Raw genomic sequence first — 14,273 nt, 5'->3', positions numbered from 1 at the left:
TCGCCCACGCGACTCACGCCCAGACGTCGGGCCCGCCGCCCTGCCACTCGACCATGCTCGCGGACTCGAGGTCGAGTTCTTCGAGGCCGGCGAGGCGGCAGAACTCGGCCACGTCCGCGAGCGTGTAGGCCTTGCCGACGTGCCTGCCGAGAACGGTCACGGGCCGGTACGCGCCGGCCATCGGCTCGGTGTGGACCGGGTGGACGACGACGTGCGCGTGATGGCCGGTGCCCTCCGGGCTTGAATCGCTCATGGCGCCCAGCCTGCGGTCCTCACGGGGTGATCGCATCCGGGCGCGATCGCCGCCGCTCGAACGAATGACGGTTCGGCCCCGCCGCGCGCTCCGCCGTCCGCGCCGACGTCCGCACCGTCCTCGGCGCGGGGGAGGAGGGGAATGCCTGGTTCTACGCCTCGCCCCGGCCGGTGGCGGCACAGGCGTCGGAGCAGAAGCGGGTGCGTGCGCTGCTGCCCCAGCGCTCGTGCTTGGTGCCGCAGCGGGGGCACTGGCGGGTGATGCCCGCGGCGACGTGGTCGATCAGATCCAGAGCGTGCAGCAGGTCACGGCAGTCGTCCGCACCCTGCGCCCTGGAAGCCACCAGGAGGCGGGCCTGCTGGCGGGTCTTGCGGTCCTGAAGGGTGAAGACGTCGAAGTCGCCTGAGCTGTAGGGGTCGTTCACGAGTGGGCCATCCCTCCGCACCGCGGTCGCGGTGTCCGATGTCGCTTGCCACCCGGCGGGTGGACTGTCGCGCACCGCGCCCGAGGGGCGGTGGGCGGGTGGGCGACGCGGTCCGCCGGCCGGTCGCGGTTGTGTGGTTCAGCGTGCTCCGTCGCGGATGTCCCAGCTGGCGAAGCCCAGCGGGTCGGGTGGGTTGAGTGCCTCCAGGCGTGCGTGGAGCCAGGCGATGCGCTGGTCGGCGTCGTCGCCGCGGATGCCGAACGTCAGGCTGTGCGGACCGCCGCGGTGGCGGCGCTGACGGTCGCCGGCGGCCTGCTCGAAGGTGTCGAGCGCCTTCTCGTACAGCAGGGCGTCGGAGCGGCCGAGCGGGGTGAGGTTGTCCAGGGTGAGGAAGCGCCATCCATGGGCGATGTCGCCGGCCTCGGCCACGAGGAGCTGCTCGGCAAGGAACCGCGCGTCGTCCTCGGTGGTCACCGGACCGCTTCCAGCAACAGGTCGGCATGGAACAGGTCGGCGTGGCCGGGCCTGTGCGCCGGTGCCCCGGTCCGCGGCGTGCGAGCTCGGCCGGGACGGCGTGGGATGTGGAGGATGAGGCACCTTCTCGCTTGCACGTCGGCGGGAGCCGCCTTTGACGAGGACACCTGCGGTGCAGGGTGGCTGCCTGCCGTCGTGGGCCTTTCGGACAAGGTTCGCGCAGGACAGGGGTGTCTGGCTAGGGGCAACGGCCGAGAGGTGCCAGGCAGGCAGACTACGCCAGGCAGGCGGACTACTGGTCGACGTAGCCGAAGTCCCCGGCGGTCCAGGCGCTGACGTCCGCGATGGCGATCCGGTACATCCCGCCGGTCTCCGGAATGCCCATGTGTCCCTGGAGGATTCTGGCCAGATGGAAGTGGAGGTGTGACGGCGCCTCGGCGGCCCGCCCCTCCCCGTCCGCGGTCGGCCCCATGAAGATGCCCGCGAAGGGCCCCAGGCGCTGGGAGTCCCGAAGCAGCTCCGCGACGTGCTGTCGCCAGACCCTCTCCGGAACCAGCCTGCCGGTGATGACCGCGCCGTGGACCACCACGGTGAGCGGCATCTGATTGGTCTGCTCCGCTTCCACGGTGGTGGCGATCTCCATGAGCAGCGCATCAGGCGTCGACATGGTGCCGAGGGTACAGGCCAGGGCGTCGCGCGGTGGGTCGACGGCGGGGTCGAAAATGAGCGCTCGGGCTGGGCGCGGGCCCGCGACGCGCCGCAGAATGCTGCGGGTTCGGCAACGTTCCGTGCTACTGTCGATATCAGTTGCAGTTGTGGTTCCCAAAACTTCGAGTCGCCTGCCGGCCCCTCCGGGCCTGCGGGCGTGCTTGTGAATTTCCGGTTCTTCCGGACGGGGCAATCATCGCGGTGACGCGGGTTCCGCAAGGTGCGGGTCCCGGGTATTGCCCCTGAAGGAGATTCAAGATGGCATCCGGCACTGTCAAGTGGTTCAACGCGGAAAAGGGCTTCGGCTTCATCGAGCAGGAGGGCGGCGGTCCCGACGTCTTCGCCCACTACTCGAACATCGCCACCCAGGGCTTCCGTGAGCTCCAGGAGGGCCAGAAGGTGACCTTCGACGTCACCCAGGGCCAGAAGGGCCCGCAGGCCGAGAACATCGTTCCGGCCTGACGCTGACGCGTACGAAGCGGCCCGGGGCCCGCATCCGTGTGGTGCGGCCCCCGGGCCTTCGTCGTCCCGTCGTACATTTCTGAACCAATTGCCTCTGATTGTGTTCATTCTCTGATTTGCGCTCATAAGACCGGACAGGGCTTTCCGGTCATGTGATCCGAAAAATCGGCCGTCCTTTTCTGCCGCCCTACGGCGGCGCGGGTGGGAAACAGGCGTCCTGGACGTTGTTTCTGTTGTTCCGGTTCGGTCCTGCAATTCGCCGGCCTTCGACGGCCACGAATTCCTCGACGCGCCCGCTCGATCGAGGAGGCTCCGCATGAACCGTGCACACAGCCCGGACGACCTTTTGTCTCCGACCGGTTCGAGCGACTCTCCTGGCCCGGCCACAAGCCCTGCCGCCGGCCCGACCAGCGGCCCTGCCGCTGGACCGGCCACCCCGGTGCCCGTCGTGACGTCCTTCGCCGACCTGCGCCTGCCTGCCGCGCTGCTGAGAGAGCTGACCCGCCAGGGTGTCTCCGCGCCGTTCGCGATCCAGGCCGCCACGCTCCCCAACTCCCTTGCCGGGCGCGACATCCTGGGGCGCGGGCGGACCGGCTCCGGGAAGACGCTGGCGTTCGGCCTCGCCCTGCTGGCCCGGATCGCGGGGCAGCCTCGTGCCGCCCGTCGGCCACGGGCCGTGGTCCTGGTGCCGACGCGCGAGCTGGCCCAGCAGGTGACCGAAGCGCTCGCCCCCTACGCGCGATCACTCGGACTCGGACTGGTCAGCGTGGTCGGCGGCCGGTCGATCAGCGGCCAGGCCCGCGCTCTGCGCGCGGGGGCCGAGGTCGTGGTCGCCACGCCGGGTCGGCTGGCGGACCTCGTCGAGCGCGGCGACTGCCGGCTCGACCGCGTCGCCGTCACCGCGCTGGACGAGGCCGACCAGATGGTCAACCTGGGCTTCCTGCCCCAGGTCACCGCCCTGCTCGACCAGGTGCCGCCCGGCGCCCAACACCTGCTGTTCTCCGCCACGTTGGACGGCGACGTCGACCTGCTGGTGCGCCGCTACCTGACCGATCCGGCCGTGCACGCGGTCGAGACCTCGGTCGACGACGCGGGCAGGACGGAGCACCACGTCGTCGAGGTCGCCGCCGCGGACAAGCACGACGCCGTCAGCCGGCTCGCTGCCTGCGGCGAGCGGGTGCTGCTGTTCGTGGAGACCCGTCAGGCGGTCGACGCGCTCGCCGAGCGGCTGCTGGGCGACGGCATCCGTGCGGCACCGCTGCACGGGGGCCGGTCCCAGGCCCAACGCTCGCGCACGCTGGAGCAGTTCAGGGCCGGGCAGGTCACCGCACTGGTGGCCACCAACGTCGCGGCCCGCGGTCTCCATATCGACGATCTCGGCCTGGTGGTCAACGTCGACCCGCCCGGACACCACAAGGACTACCTGCACCGCGGTGGACGCACCGCCCGCGCCGGTGCCTCGGGCAGCGTCGTCACCATAGTCCTGCCCCAGCAGCGTCGCGCCGTCGCCCAACTGCTGGCTCAAGCCGGTGTCGTCCCGCAGACCACCCGGGTCGGCTCGGGCGGCGGCGAACTGAGCCGCATCACCGGCGTCCGGCGACCGTAGCGAAGCGCGGGCCAGGCCCGGTGTCCTGCCCTTGCTGCGCACAGAACCTGCCTACCAGGCAGGATCCCGGTCATCGGGCGTCAGAGCCGGAGTAATGTGGGGATCACCGAGGAAGCGCCTTTCCACCAGCATTCGCGCTGGTGCCGCCCTGGGTCATGACAGGTCCGCTCGCGGACCGGACGGGCGGCCCCCTGTGGTGTCGGCTCCTCTCCCTCTTCCTCATTCCCCGTCACTGCCTCCTCCACTGGACGTGGACGCTCTCGGCGCCCCGCTGCTGCCCAGGCTGCTGCTCGAACCGACGCAGTCGCGTACCGGCATGTTCGACGGCGCCTGGTGGCCGCGATCGAACCGCGTCCGTGCCGAGCTGCCGGACCTGATCACGGCCCTCGCCGCGCACCTCGGGCGGATCGTCCGGGTCGGGCTCGACACCGCGGCCTGGGACGAGGTTCCCCGGACGGTCATGGCCAACGGCCTTATGGTGCGCATCAGTTGGTTCGCCGGGTGCGACGGCACCATCAGCGTCACCCGGGGCTTTCAGGACCACTTCCTCCTCCTGGTCGTGCCGCCCGGAACCGACCCGCGGACCGCTTCGGCCGCGATGATCGAGGCCGCCGGCGGCGACAACCGCCGGTCCGCGGGGGAACTCCTGGCCCGCAGGCCCGGCTTGCTCTCCGGGCGCAGCTGACCTCGACCACGGGCCCGCCCCCGGCCTCGCTTCCGCTCCAGCTCCCGGCACGCCTCCGCCACCGTCACCGCTTCCGTCCCCGCCCGACGACGGAAGCGTCCTTCGGCACGTCAGTTTCCGCGGGCGGGGCCGGACCCACGGCCGGAGTATCCTTGAGAGGTCCAGGGCATTTCGTATCCGGTACTCGTTCCGGCTCGTCCTGGGCTCACCACAGTGCCGGGGGCCGCTGGCTTCCCGGAGACAGGCTCGGTGCCACCGTGGCCAGCCAGACTCCCTCCCCTGCAGGTTCCGGTTCCTGCCTCACCGTGGCCGACGCCATGCAGCCCCACACGCACCAGATCGCCGACGACACCACCATCGACCAGGCCAACGACCTGTTCGACGACCCGCGCGTGCCCTACCTGCTCGTGCGCGACGCCGCAGGCCGCTGCGAGGGCCTGGTCACCCGGTCACGGCTCCTCGTCTTCCTGGCCCGCTCCTGGTACACCGAGCGCACGTTCATCCGCGACACCACCCACCAGCGCGGCCCCTTCGCCCGGCCGGCCATGGCACTGGAACACGCCGCGGAAGCCATGCGGATCGGCAACCTCAGGGTCTGGCCCGTCGTCGACGACAAGGGCCATCTCCTGGGGGTCCTCAGTGCGCGCCACGTCGCGGGCCTCCTGTCCGCCGCGAGGCAGGCCGTGAGTCACGCAACCAGTCAGGCAGCACGACAGGACTCCTCGATCTCCGTGACCCGGCAACGGGTAACCGTCACAAAACCTGCGCTCTCCGCATCGTGACGCGTGTCACAGTCCCGGCGGGCCTTCGCAGGACGCGGGCGAGGGGTGATGTTTGGGCTCCGGGACCGCATACTTGCAGCAATGACAAGATCTGAGGGACCCCGACGCATTCTGCCCACCAGCCCGTTCACGCGCCCCACGGCGCCAGCCCTCGAAAAGTTCGCCGTAGGTGACCGGGTTTCGCACGACAAGCACGGCCTCGGCCGTGTGGTCGCGGTCGAGGACGACTACTCGGTGATCGTGGACTTCGGTTCGGCCCACCGGCGCATCTCGACGCCTTTCAGCTCGATGACAAAACTCTGACCGTCCCCGCCAGGCCCTGGTGCCCGCTGCGCTCAGCGCAGGCAGTCGGGACAGGGATGGCGGTGGGCCAGGGCCTCGCCGAGCGGGACGAGGACGACGTCGGGAACGCCGCCGTCGTTCGTGCCGTCGGTGACCTGGCCCGCAAGGAAGATCTTGCAGTCCCTGCGGGAGTGGTAGACGTCGCTGGTGCTGGTGGTGACGACGACCGCCGGGGTCGGCATGGTGGGGTCCTCCTCGCGCTCGTCGGGTCAGGCCAGGGAGTCGTGGGCGTGCCGGGTGCGGATGTGAATGCGGTCGCGCGTCGGGGTGGTCGAGGGCGGCTCGGGGCCGTCGGCGACCAGTGCTCGGGCGGTCCGGTGGTTGCCAGGCTGTGCTGCGGCGGTCATCAGCTGCTTCGCCCGCCAAGGGGCGCTCGCCGGCGGCACCACGAGCAGCTGCCACTGCGCGATGCGGTAGGAGAAAAGGGTGATCGCGAAGGGATCGTGGGTGTGGTCGTACCAGTTCACCCGCACGTCGTGTGATCCGGACGGGATGCTGTGACCCAGCCGCGTCCAGGCGGCGTCGGCGACGGCGACTCGGGTGATGCGCCCCCAGGTTCCGTCCAACTCTGCGATCAGGTCCGGGAGTTGATCGACGAGATCGCGCGAGTGCGGCCACCAGGCGCCCGCGAGCAGGGACTGCGGACCGTCCGGGGTCAGCGCCAGCCGCAGCGAAGGGCGAGCCTGCGGACCGGCCGCGACTGCGGGGATGGTGTGCGTGGCCATGAGGTGACGGCCTTTCTCGCTCGCGGTTCAGGGACGTGTCGTGTCGGTGGGCCTGATCAGTCGGTGGGCGTGATCAACGGGACGGACAGCGGCGCGCCGCCTTCGGACTCCCATGCGGCTTCCGCGCGGACATCGCCGGGCGGCCTGACGTCAGCACTGGCGTCGAACCTGTCGTCGGTCCGGCGGCGACCGGCCACCGTGGCGGCGGCCATCAACCGCGCGGCGGCCACGCGGCTGGTGCGCGGAGGGACGACGAGCAGGTTCCAGCGGCGTGCGCGGTAGGACAGCAGGAGCAGATGGTGCGGGTTCTGCCCGACCGTGCACCGGCCGACCGTGACGATGTGACCCGGGACCGGGACCGCGCGCGGTAGGGACTGCCAGTGGGTCGGGTCGACCTCGACCCGGGTGACGCGTCCCCACGTCCGGTCCAACAGGGCGATGAGAGAGGGCAGTTCGCGAAGGAGGTCGTCGGAACGCGGCCACCACGCGCCGGCCAGGGCTCCGCGGGGGAGACCGCCGCCTTCGCCGTGCGGACGCAGGGCGAGACGCGGCGTCCGGAATTCCGCGCCGGGTAGGGGTAGGGCGACCGATGACGGCCGGAACAGTGACACGGACATGATGTCCGTCCTGTCTCCGGGCCTCCGCGCAGGCCCGGATGTCGGCGTTCGCCGAGAACGACAGGGGCACTGCAGCCGGTGTACGGAAAACCCTCGGTACTTTCACCGTACTCCGCGCCGGACCGCAGCGGGCCGACGCCAGCTCCCCGGTACCCGCGCGCCTCGGCGGCTTGCGCCGGGCCGGAAATGCAGCCTCCGCAGGGGGCCTGCTTTGCGGTACTCCGGGTGCACGATGGAAGTGACACACCCTCGATCTCCGAATCGGCATGCCCTCCCAGGATGGATCCCCTTCGGCCCGGGGCGGCGCATGGCCGAGGTCCGGTCGGACCTCGCAAGCGGCGCCCGGAGGAGCGGGCCGCCACCGGACGGCCCGATCGGATCCGACGGGGGCGGTGTCCGCAGAGGAGATGACCATGTTCGGTTACCGTGTTCCCGCTCCGGACCAGGCAATGCTGATCTCCGGAGGCCGGCGCGGCATGGGGACGGCGCCGTTCCGCGTCGTCACCGGCCACGGCGCGTTCGTGTCGCCGGTCTTCCGCAAGACCCGCTTCCTGACGCTCGCGATGTGCGAGGCGGAGGTCGACGAGAAGTGCGTCACGCACCAGGGCATCGCCTTGACGGTGCGCGCCGTGATCGCGTTCAAGGTGGCCAACGACAAGGAGAGCATCGTCAACGCAGGTCAGCGGTTCCTGTCCGACCAGGACCAGATGTCGGTGCTGACCGGCCGGATCTTCGCCGGTCACCTGCGGTCGATCATCGGCTCGATGACGGTCGAGGAGATCGTCACCGAGCGGCAGAAGCTGGCCACCGAGGTGCTGGAGACCTCCAAGGCGGAGATGGGCAAGATCGGCCTGATCGTCGACTCGTTGCAGATCCAGTCGATCGACGACGGGCAGACCGGCTACATCGCGGCGATGGCCGCCCCGCACCAGGCCGCGATCCAGCGGCAGGCGAAGATCGCCCAGGCCCAGGCCACCCAGGCCTCCGCCGAGGCCGAGCAGGCCGCGGCGCGGAACCAGGCCGAGTACGCCCGGCAGACGGCGGTCGTGAAGGCCGAGTACACCGCCCAGGTCGACCGGGCCCAGGCGCAGGCCGCGCAGGCCGGTCCGCTGGCCGCCGCGCACGCCCAGCAGGAGGTGCTGACGGCCCAGACCGAGCTGGCCCAGCGCGCCGCCGAGCTACGCCAGCAGCAACTGGTGGCGGAGGTCGTGCGACCCGCCGAGGCGGAGGCCGAGCGGATCCGGGTGCTGGCCTTGGCCGACGCCGAGCGGATGCGGATCCAGGCGGAGGCGGCGGCGTCCAACGACCGCGTCGCGCTCGACAGGATGCTGATCGACCAGCTGCCGCTGATCGTCAAGGAGGCGGCCGGCGGTCTGGCCGGCGCCAACGTCAACGTCCTCAACGGCGCGGACGGCCTCGGGCAGATCGCGGCAGGGCTGGTCGGCCAGGGTCTGACGATCCTGGACTCGGTCCGGCAGAACCTGGCCACCCCCCGCACCGCCACCGACCCCCGCGCCGTCACCGACGGCGACGGCGCGGCGCGCGCACGGCACCTCGGCCCGGTGGACTGACCGCCGCCGGGGTCCGACTGCCGGGGTCAGAGTGCCCGGGTCCGGCAGCCGGGATCTGGCTGCCGGGCTCTGGCCGCCCGTGGCTCAGCCCAGCGGCTGGTTCGGCACCAGCAGGTGGGAGAGGTCCTTGGCGATGTTGTTGCTCAGGTTCTGGACGCTCTGGTCCGTGGTCGGCGAGTAGGTCACGGACAGGGCGATCGACAGGTCCTTGGACGGCAGATAGGCCATGATCGCGGCGTAGCCGGAGAAGGACGGGTTCGAGACGATCCAGCCGTTCACCACGAGCACGGACACCCCGAAGTGGACCGCCTCGGTCTGCGGCATGCACACGGTCGCCGGGCACTTCGTGGTCGGCGTGCCCAAGCCGATCGTGCCGGGGTCCAGCAGGGTCTTGTAGCTCTTGCGGCTGATGGTCTGTCCGGAGCCGATCCCGGCTCCGGCGCGGGCGAGGTCACAGATGTCCATGTTGATGACCGCGCCTGCGGCCGTCGTCCAGGACGGGTTCCAGAACGTCGACTCCTCGTACTTGCCGCGCTCGGAGGTGAAGGCGTGCAGGACCGGTGACGGCATGTCAGGGGTGTAGCTGTTCGACGTCGCGTGCAGGCCGAGCGGACGGTAGATGCGCTGCTCCAGCAGGCGGTCCAGCCGGGTGTGGGTGATCTGCTCCAACGCCTCGCCCAGCAGCAGGAAGTTGGCGTGGGAGTAGCTGAAGTTCGTGCCGGGCTTGTAGAGCAGGTCGTGCAGGTGCGCGTAGGAGAGGATGTCCTGGGCCGTCCAGTGCTTGAACGGGTGCGCCTCCAACTCCTTCAGGAACGCGGCGTCGGTGACGTAGTCGTGGAAGCCGGAGGTGGTGTCGGCGAGCATCCGCAGCGTGATCTCGTTCGCGTGCGGCACCTTTGGGAGCCAGCGCGACAGGCGGTCGTCCAGGCTGACCCGCTTCTCGTCGACCAGCTGGAGCAGGATCGTGCCCATGAAGGCGATCCCGACGGATCCGGCGCGAAAGCGCATGTCGGGGCGGGCCGGTACGTCGGTCATCGAGGGCCCGACCGCGCCCGTCCACAGGTCGCGGCCGTGCTCGGTCACCCGGCCCACGACCGCCCGCAGCTTCAGCTCGCGCTGGTCGCGTTCGACGACGTCGAGGATGGCGCGGGCCTGGCCGCCCGTCGGGGTGGGGGAGGAGACACAGTCGTGCCCGCGCCGCGTGGCGCCGTCGGCGGAGGCCGTGGTGCCCGCGAGCAGCGGGGCGGAGGAGATGAGCAGGGCGCCGGCGCACAGCAGGGCAGTTCGTTTGCGAGTCATGAGTCACCATGTCCGCAGCACAGGCGGAAATCGGTGCAGGACACCTCCGCATCCACTCCGACGGCGGACAACGACGCGATCCGCCGCCGCACGGCGGAAGCCGCCTGAACAGACCGGTGCGCCGGATCGCGTTTGAGACCCCGGCCAGAGGCTAGGGGACAGGTGGCTGCCGCACCTCACAGGACCGTAGCGCGGTGGCCGGGCGCCCCGGGCACCCCTTTCTCCCCCACCCCTGGCCCGGGACGTCCGCAGGGCCGACCTCCGCTTCGCTCTCACCTCGGCGCCCCCGGCGCGCTCCCGCGCCCGCTACGTGGTCTGGCTCGTTACGTCGCCTGGGCGGCTACCTGGTCTGCGCGGCGACGTGGTCGATCATGGCGTTGAGCGTGATCTCCAGGGGGCGGACGTCGCGGTGGATCTGGGTGAGCAGGAGTCCGCCCTGGAGTGCGGCGAGGATCGTGAGGGCGAGGTCCTCGGGGTCCGCGGTGAGTTGGCCGCGTTCGTGCATGGCGCGCAGGCCGCCCCGGATGCCGCTCTCCCAGCGCAGGAACGCGCCCGAGACCGCCACACGGGCCTTCGCGTCGGTCTCGGCAAGCTCGCCGCCCAGTGAGCCGATCGGGCAGCCGCCACGGCACTCCAGATCGCGCTGGTGCTGGACGAGGAAGGCGCACCAGGTGCGCAGGCCCTCGATGCTGTCCAGCCGGGCGAGCATGGGTTCCTGGCCCCCGACGACCGTCTCGTTCTGGTACTCGATCACGGCCAGGATCAGCGCCTGCTTGTCGGCGAAGTAGTGGTACAGCTGCGAACTGCTGGCCTGGGCCGCGGACTTGACGTCCTCCATGGTCGTGCCGGCGACACCGTTGTCGAACATCAGCTTGGCGGCGGCGGAGACGATGCGCAGGCGGGTCTGCTCGCCCTTGCGGGTCAGCTTCGCCGGTCGTTGTTCGGTGTGCGTGCGCATGCGCGTGGTCATGGGGCCAGCGTACCTCTTTTTGGATTGGACATTCCATTTTTTGCGGCGAATAGTGGATTGGGCAAGCCAGTCCGGGGCCGAGCGGGGTCCTGGAGACGCACATCCTGTGGAGGTTTGTCATGGAACTCACCGACAGGGTCGCCCTGGTGACCGGATCGACAAGCGGCATCGGCCGCGCAGTCGCGCAGGCCCTGGCGGCCCGCGGTGCCCACGTCCTGGTGTCGGGCCGCGACGAGGAACGCGGCGCCAAGACCGTGGCCGCGATCCGCGCCGACGGCGGCCGGGCGGACTTCCTGCCTGCCGATCTGCGCGACGCCGACTCGGCGCGCGACCTGGCCCGCCGCGCCGTCGAGACCGGCGGTCGGGTCGACATCCTGGTCAACAACGCCGGGATCGGCGTGTTCGGCCCCACCGAGGCCGTCAGCGAGGCGGAGTTCGACGCCGCCTATGCGGTGAACGTCAAGGCCCCCTTCTTCCTGGTGGCCGGGCTGGCTCCGGGGATGGCCGAGCGGGGCGGGGGCGCGATCGTCAGCGTGACCACGATGGTGGCCGGCTTCGGCCAGGCGGGCATGGCGCTCTACGGCTCCAGCAAGGCCGCCGTGGCACTGCTGACCAAGGCGTGGGCGGCGGAGTTCGGCCCGCACGGCGTGCGCGTGAACGCCGTCTCCCCGGGCCCGACGCGCACCGAGGGCACCGCGCCCATGGGCGACGCGCTGGACCAGCTCGCGTCCCAGGCTCCGGCCGGTCGGGTCGCGGACCCCCGCGAGATCGCCGAGGCCGTCGCCTACCTGGTCGGCGACGGGGCTGGCTTCGTCCAGGGCGTCGTGCTGCCCGTCGACGGCGGACGCACGGCCGTCTGACGCCGGCACGGCATGCCGCCCCGGCGGGGCCACCGCCCCGTCACCATCCGCCGCACCCACCGTTCGAAGCCCTACCCACATCACCCCTGACCCGAAGGACGTCCCGGAACATGACCACGACCGACTCCACCGTCGCCGCGCAGATCGACGCCATGCACCAGCAGTCCACCGGCCAGTTGCCCGCCGAGGTCCAGGCCGCCTTCCAGGACGAGCAGCAGCAGTTGGGCACCGCCGGACTGCCCACGGGCCTGGCCCCGGTCGGGTCGGCGATGCCGGACGGCGAACTGCTGGACGTCCACGGCGAGCCGACCACCCTCACCCGGGCCCGGGCCGGCCGACCGGCCGTGATCGTCTTCTACCGCGGGGCCTGGTGCCCGTACTGCAACATCGCCCTGCGCGCCTACCAGGAGCAACTCCTGCCGACCCTCGCCGCCCGTGGCGTCGAGCTGGTCGCGATCAGCCCGCAGACCCCCGACGGCTCGCTGACCATGCAGCAGACCAAGGAGCTGACCTTCACCGTGCTGTCCGACCCCGGCAACCAGATCGCCGACCGGCTCGGCATCCTGACCGCCCCCACCGAGCGCGCACGCGAGGCCCAGGTATCGCTGGGCCTCGACCTCGCCACCGTCAACGCCGACCACACTGCGGCACTCCCGATGCCGACCGTCGCCGTCATCGACGCCGCGGGCACCATCCGCTGGATCGACGTCCACCCCAACTACGCCACCCGCACCGAGCCTTCCGACATCCTGGCCGCGCTCACCACCCTCGACTGACAACATGGCGCTGGCGCTCCGTCAAAGACGGTGCGACGGACGCGGATTCCCGAGGTGATTCCGGGCATCTGAGCCATCTCGGGAGGAAACAAGGGCGCCGCAACCTCGCTCGGGGGCGGAGCGACGCCGGGCGTCGGGACCGCAACCGGACTGGGATCCCCCCAGGTGCCAACGGGGCTGACGGGACCGGTACCTTTGGCGCACTCAGGTCGCCGCCATGGACGCGACCGGCGCGCAAGGGGGTCCGCCCATGTCTGCTTCACGAATAGTCCGCAACCGTCTGCTGGTTCGGGCGGCCGGCACCCTCGGGGCCGTCGCCATCGGCCTGGGCGTGACGGTCGCGCCCGCCGCCGCGAGCACTCCGCACCACGGCGGCGGGCCCGGCAACGCCGCCCCCGACGCGCCGGTCGACCACTCGGTCGACAACCCGGCCGACGACACGGCGGTGGCGAAGGCCCAGGCCGCCGCCAACGCCGCCGCCGACGGCGGCCGGCACGTCCAGCCGCGGGCCCTGCCCAAGTCCGGTGCGGCGCCCGCCGGTCAGAGTGACTGGGGGACCACGCCGACCATCCCGGCCCCGACCGGTCCCTACCAGGTCGGCACGGTCAACCTGCACCTCGTCGACCAGACCCGCTACGACCCCTGGGTGCCGACGTACCCCCGACGTGAGCTGATGGTGCAGCTCTGGTACCCGGCCACCCAGACCTCCGGGCACGCGCTCGCGCCGTGGCTCCAGTCCGAGGCCGCCGACAGCTTCCTGAACAGCTGGAACGTCTGGCCCGGCTCGATGAACGTCCCCACCACCGCCGGACACATGGGCGCGCCGGTGGACCCCAAGGCCGGCAAGCTGCCGGTGCTGCTCTACTCGACCGGCCTCCACTCCGACCGCTCGCAGGGCACCGCCCTCGCCGAGGACATGGCCAGCCGCGGCTACCTGGTCGTCATGATCGACAGCACCCATGAGGCCGACGAGGTGCAGTTCCCCGGCCCCCGACTGGAGACGGCCACCGCCGCCAGCTCCAACTACACGCTCACCGTCCGCTCCGCCGACGCCAAGTTCGTCGTCAACGAGCTCGCCCTGATCGCCGGCGGCAAGGACCCCGACGTCGACGGCGCGGCACTCCCGGCGGGGCTGGCCGGCAATGTGGACATGTCGCGCATCGGCATGTTCGGCTGGTCGTACGGCGGCCCGACGGTCCTGGACTCGATGACGCTCGACCCGCGCATCGCCGCCGGGGCGGACCTCGACGGCGAGCTCTACGGTCCGCAGGACGCACAGAACCTGAACCGCCCGTTCCTCCTCTTCGGCGCGTCGTACCACGACCGCAACGAGGACAGCAGCTGGGCCAGCATCTGGTCACACCTGACCGGTCCTCGCTACGAGCTGAAGCTGGCCGGCACCGAGCACCTGTCGTTCAGCGACTACGAGACCCTGTTCTCGCAGGCGGGCGAGCAGATGGGCCTGACGTCCGACCAGGTCCAGCAGGACATCGGCACGCTGGCCCCGAACCGGGCCATCTACATCATGCGCACCTACCTGGCCGCCTACTTCGACACGGTGCTGCACATCAAGAGCAACCCGCTGATGAGCGGTCCGTCGAAGAGCTTCCCCGAGGTCTCGTTCATCCGCTGAGCCATGCCGGTTGCCCCCGGCACGACCGAACCCGACCCGGCGCAATGCGCCGGGTCGTCGCGGTTCTCCGAGTCCTTCGCGACCGG

The 14,273-nt window shown here is 71.1% G+C and carries 17 protein-coding genes; 8 read left to right on the top strand and 9 right to left on the bottom strand.

From position 1 onward, the window contains the following. Window positions 1-13 precede the first annotated feature (13 nt). The 4 genes from I2501_RS31520 to I2501_RS31505 all read right to left on the bottom strand — a co-directional run bounded on the left by I2501_RS31520 (window position 14) and on the right by I2501_RS31505 (window position 1,818). Window positions 14-253 (bottom strand): hypothetical protein, encoded by a 240-nt coding sequence (locus tag I2501_RS31520; protein WP_196197849.1) that lies wholly within the window; start codon window positions 251-253, stop codon window positions 14-16. 151 nt (window positions 254-404) lie between these two features. Further along, a complete protein-coding gene (locus I2501_RS31515; RefSeq protein ID WP_196197731.1) occupies window positions 405-677 on the bottom strand; it encodes a hypothetical protein in 273 nt (90 codons plus the stop codon). A gap of 138 nt (window positions 678-815) precedes the next feature. Further along, the gene (locus tag I2501_RS31510; RefSeq protein ID WP_196197730.1) at window positions 816-1,151 is read right to left on the bottom strand and encodes a hypothetical protein; all 336 of its coding nucleotides are present in this window, start codon (window positions 1,149-1,151) and stop codon (window positions 816-818) included. A gap of 292 nt (window positions 1,152-1,443) precedes the next feature. Next, complete coding sequence (locus I2501_RS31505) at window positions 1,444-1,818, bottom strand: hypothetical protein (RefSeq protein ID WP_196197729.1); 375 nt, start codon at window positions 1,816-1,818, stop codon at window positions 1,444-1,446. A 299-nt stretch (window positions 1,819-2,117) separates the two neighbouring features. On the opposite strand from I2501_RS31505, the gene I2501_RS31500 reads away from it, so the two are divergent. The 4 genes from I2501_RS31500 (at window position 2,118) to I2501_RS31485 (ending at window position 5,394) form a co-directional block, all read left to right on the top strand. Next, the gene (locus I2501_RS31500) at window positions 2,118-2,321 is read left to right on the top strand and encodes a cold-shock protein (RefSeq protein ID WP_031482971.1); all 204 of its coding nucleotides are present in this window, start codon (window positions 2,118-2,120) and stop codon (window positions 2,319-2,321) included. A gap of 316 nt (window positions 2,322-2,637) precedes the next feature. Continuing rightward, entirely contained in the window at window positions 2,638-3,927 is a 1,290-nt protein-coding gene (locus I2501_RS31495; RefSeq protein WP_196197728.1) for a DEAD/DEAH box helicase, read from the top strand. A 250-nt stretch (window positions 3,928-4,177) separates the two neighbouring features. Further along, a complete protein-coding gene (locus tag I2501_RS40380; RefSeq protein ID WP_196197727.1) occupies window positions 4,178-4,612 on the top strand; it encodes a DUF5994 family protein in 435 nt (144 codons plus the stop codon). Between the two features lie 317 nt (window positions 4,613-4,929). Beyond that, a complete protein-coding gene (locus tag I2501_RS31485) occupies window positions 4,930-5,394 on the top strand; it encodes a CBS domain-containing protein (RefSeq protein WP_196197726.1) in 465 nt (154 codons plus the stop codon). A gap of 335 nt (window positions 5,395-5,729) precedes the next feature. Here the strand turns inward: I2501_RS31485 and I2501_RS31480 are convergent, their stop codons facing one another. Genes I2501_RS31480 through I2501_RS31470 form a run of 3 tightly spaced genes read right to left on the bottom strand, consistent with a single transcriptional unit; the run spans window position 5,730 to window position 7,078 of the window. Then, window positions 5,730-5,918 (bottom strand): hypothetical protein, encoded by a 189-nt coding sequence (locus tag I2501_RS31480; protein WP_196197725.1) that lies wholly within the window; start codon window positions 5,916-5,918, stop codon window positions 5,730-5,732. A 27-nt stretch (window positions 5,919-5,945) separates the two neighbouring features. Further along, window positions 5,946-6,461, bottom strand: a complete 516-nt coding sequence (locus I2501_RS31475) for a DUF5994 family protein (RefSeq protein ID WP_196197724.1) — start codon at window positions 6,459-6,461, stop codon at window positions 5,946-5,948. A gap of 56 nt (window positions 6,462-6,517) precedes the next feature. After that, window positions 6,518-7,078: a DUF5994 family protein gene (locus tag I2501_RS31470; RefSeq protein ID WP_236047627.1), complete on the bottom strand. Its 561-nt coding sequence runs from the start codon at window positions 7,076-7,078 to the stop codon at window positions 6,518-6,520. Between the two features lie 413 nt (window positions 7,079-7,491). Between I2501_RS31470 and I2501_RS31465 the strand changes: the two genes are divergently transcribed. Further along, on the top strand, window positions 7,492-8,649 hold the full coding sequence (locus tag I2501_RS31465) for an SPFH domain-containing protein (RefSeq protein WP_196197723.1): 1,158 nt from the start codon (window positions 7,492-7,494) through the stop codon (window positions 8,647-8,649). A gap of 84 nt (window positions 8,650-8,733) precedes the next feature. On the opposite strand, the gene I2501_RS31460 is transcribed toward I2501_RS31465, so the two are convergent. Together I2501_RS31460 and I2501_RS31455 are read right to left on the bottom strand one after the other, a co-directional pair. Further along, complete coding sequence (locus tag I2501_RS31460) at window positions 8,734-9,948, bottom strand: serine hydrolase domain-containing protein (RefSeq protein WP_196197722.1); 1,215 nt, start codon at window positions 9,946-9,948, stop codon at window positions 8,734-8,736. 340 nt (window positions 9,949-10,288) lie between these two features. Then, window positions 10,289-10,918 carry a TetR/AcrR family transcriptional regulator gene (locus I2501_RS31455; protein ID WP_236047626.1) on the bottom strand — a complete coding sequence of 210 codons (630 nt, stop codon included), beginning with the start codon at window positions 10,916-10,918 and terminating at the stop codon, window positions 10,289-10,291. Between the two features lie 119 nt (window positions 10,919-11,037). On the opposite strand from I2501_RS31455, the gene I2501_RS31450 reads away from it, so the two are divergent. From I2501_RS31450 to I2501_RS31440, 3 genes are all read left to right on the top strand, one after another. Next, entirely contained in the window at window positions 11,038-11,778 is a 741-nt protein-coding gene (locus I2501_RS31450; RefSeq protein WP_196197721.1) for an SDR family NAD(P)-dependent oxidoreductase, read from the top strand. A 110-nt stretch (window positions 11,779-11,888) separates the two neighbouring features. After that, complete coding sequence (locus tag I2501_RS31445) at window positions 11,889-12,554, top strand: peroxiredoxin-like family protein (RefSeq protein WP_196197720.1); 666 nt, start codon at window positions 11,889-11,891, stop codon at window positions 12,552-12,554. Window positions 12,555-12,804: 250 nt separating this feature from the next. After that, entirely contained in the window at window positions 12,805-14,187 is a 1,383-nt protein-coding gene (locus I2501_RS31440; protein ID WP_196197719.1) for an alpha/beta hydrolase family protein, read from the top strand. Window positions 14,188-14,273: the final 86 nt, after the last annotated feature.

This window comes from Streptacidiphilus fuscans (assembly GCF_015690355.1).
Lineage (GTDB): Bacteria > Actinomycetota > Actinomycetes > Streptomycetales > Streptomycetaceae > Streptacidiphilus > Streptacidiphilus fuscans.
The sequence above is the reverse complement of the archived record's forward strand: the minus strand, read 5'-3'. Positions and strand labels throughout refer to the sequence as shown.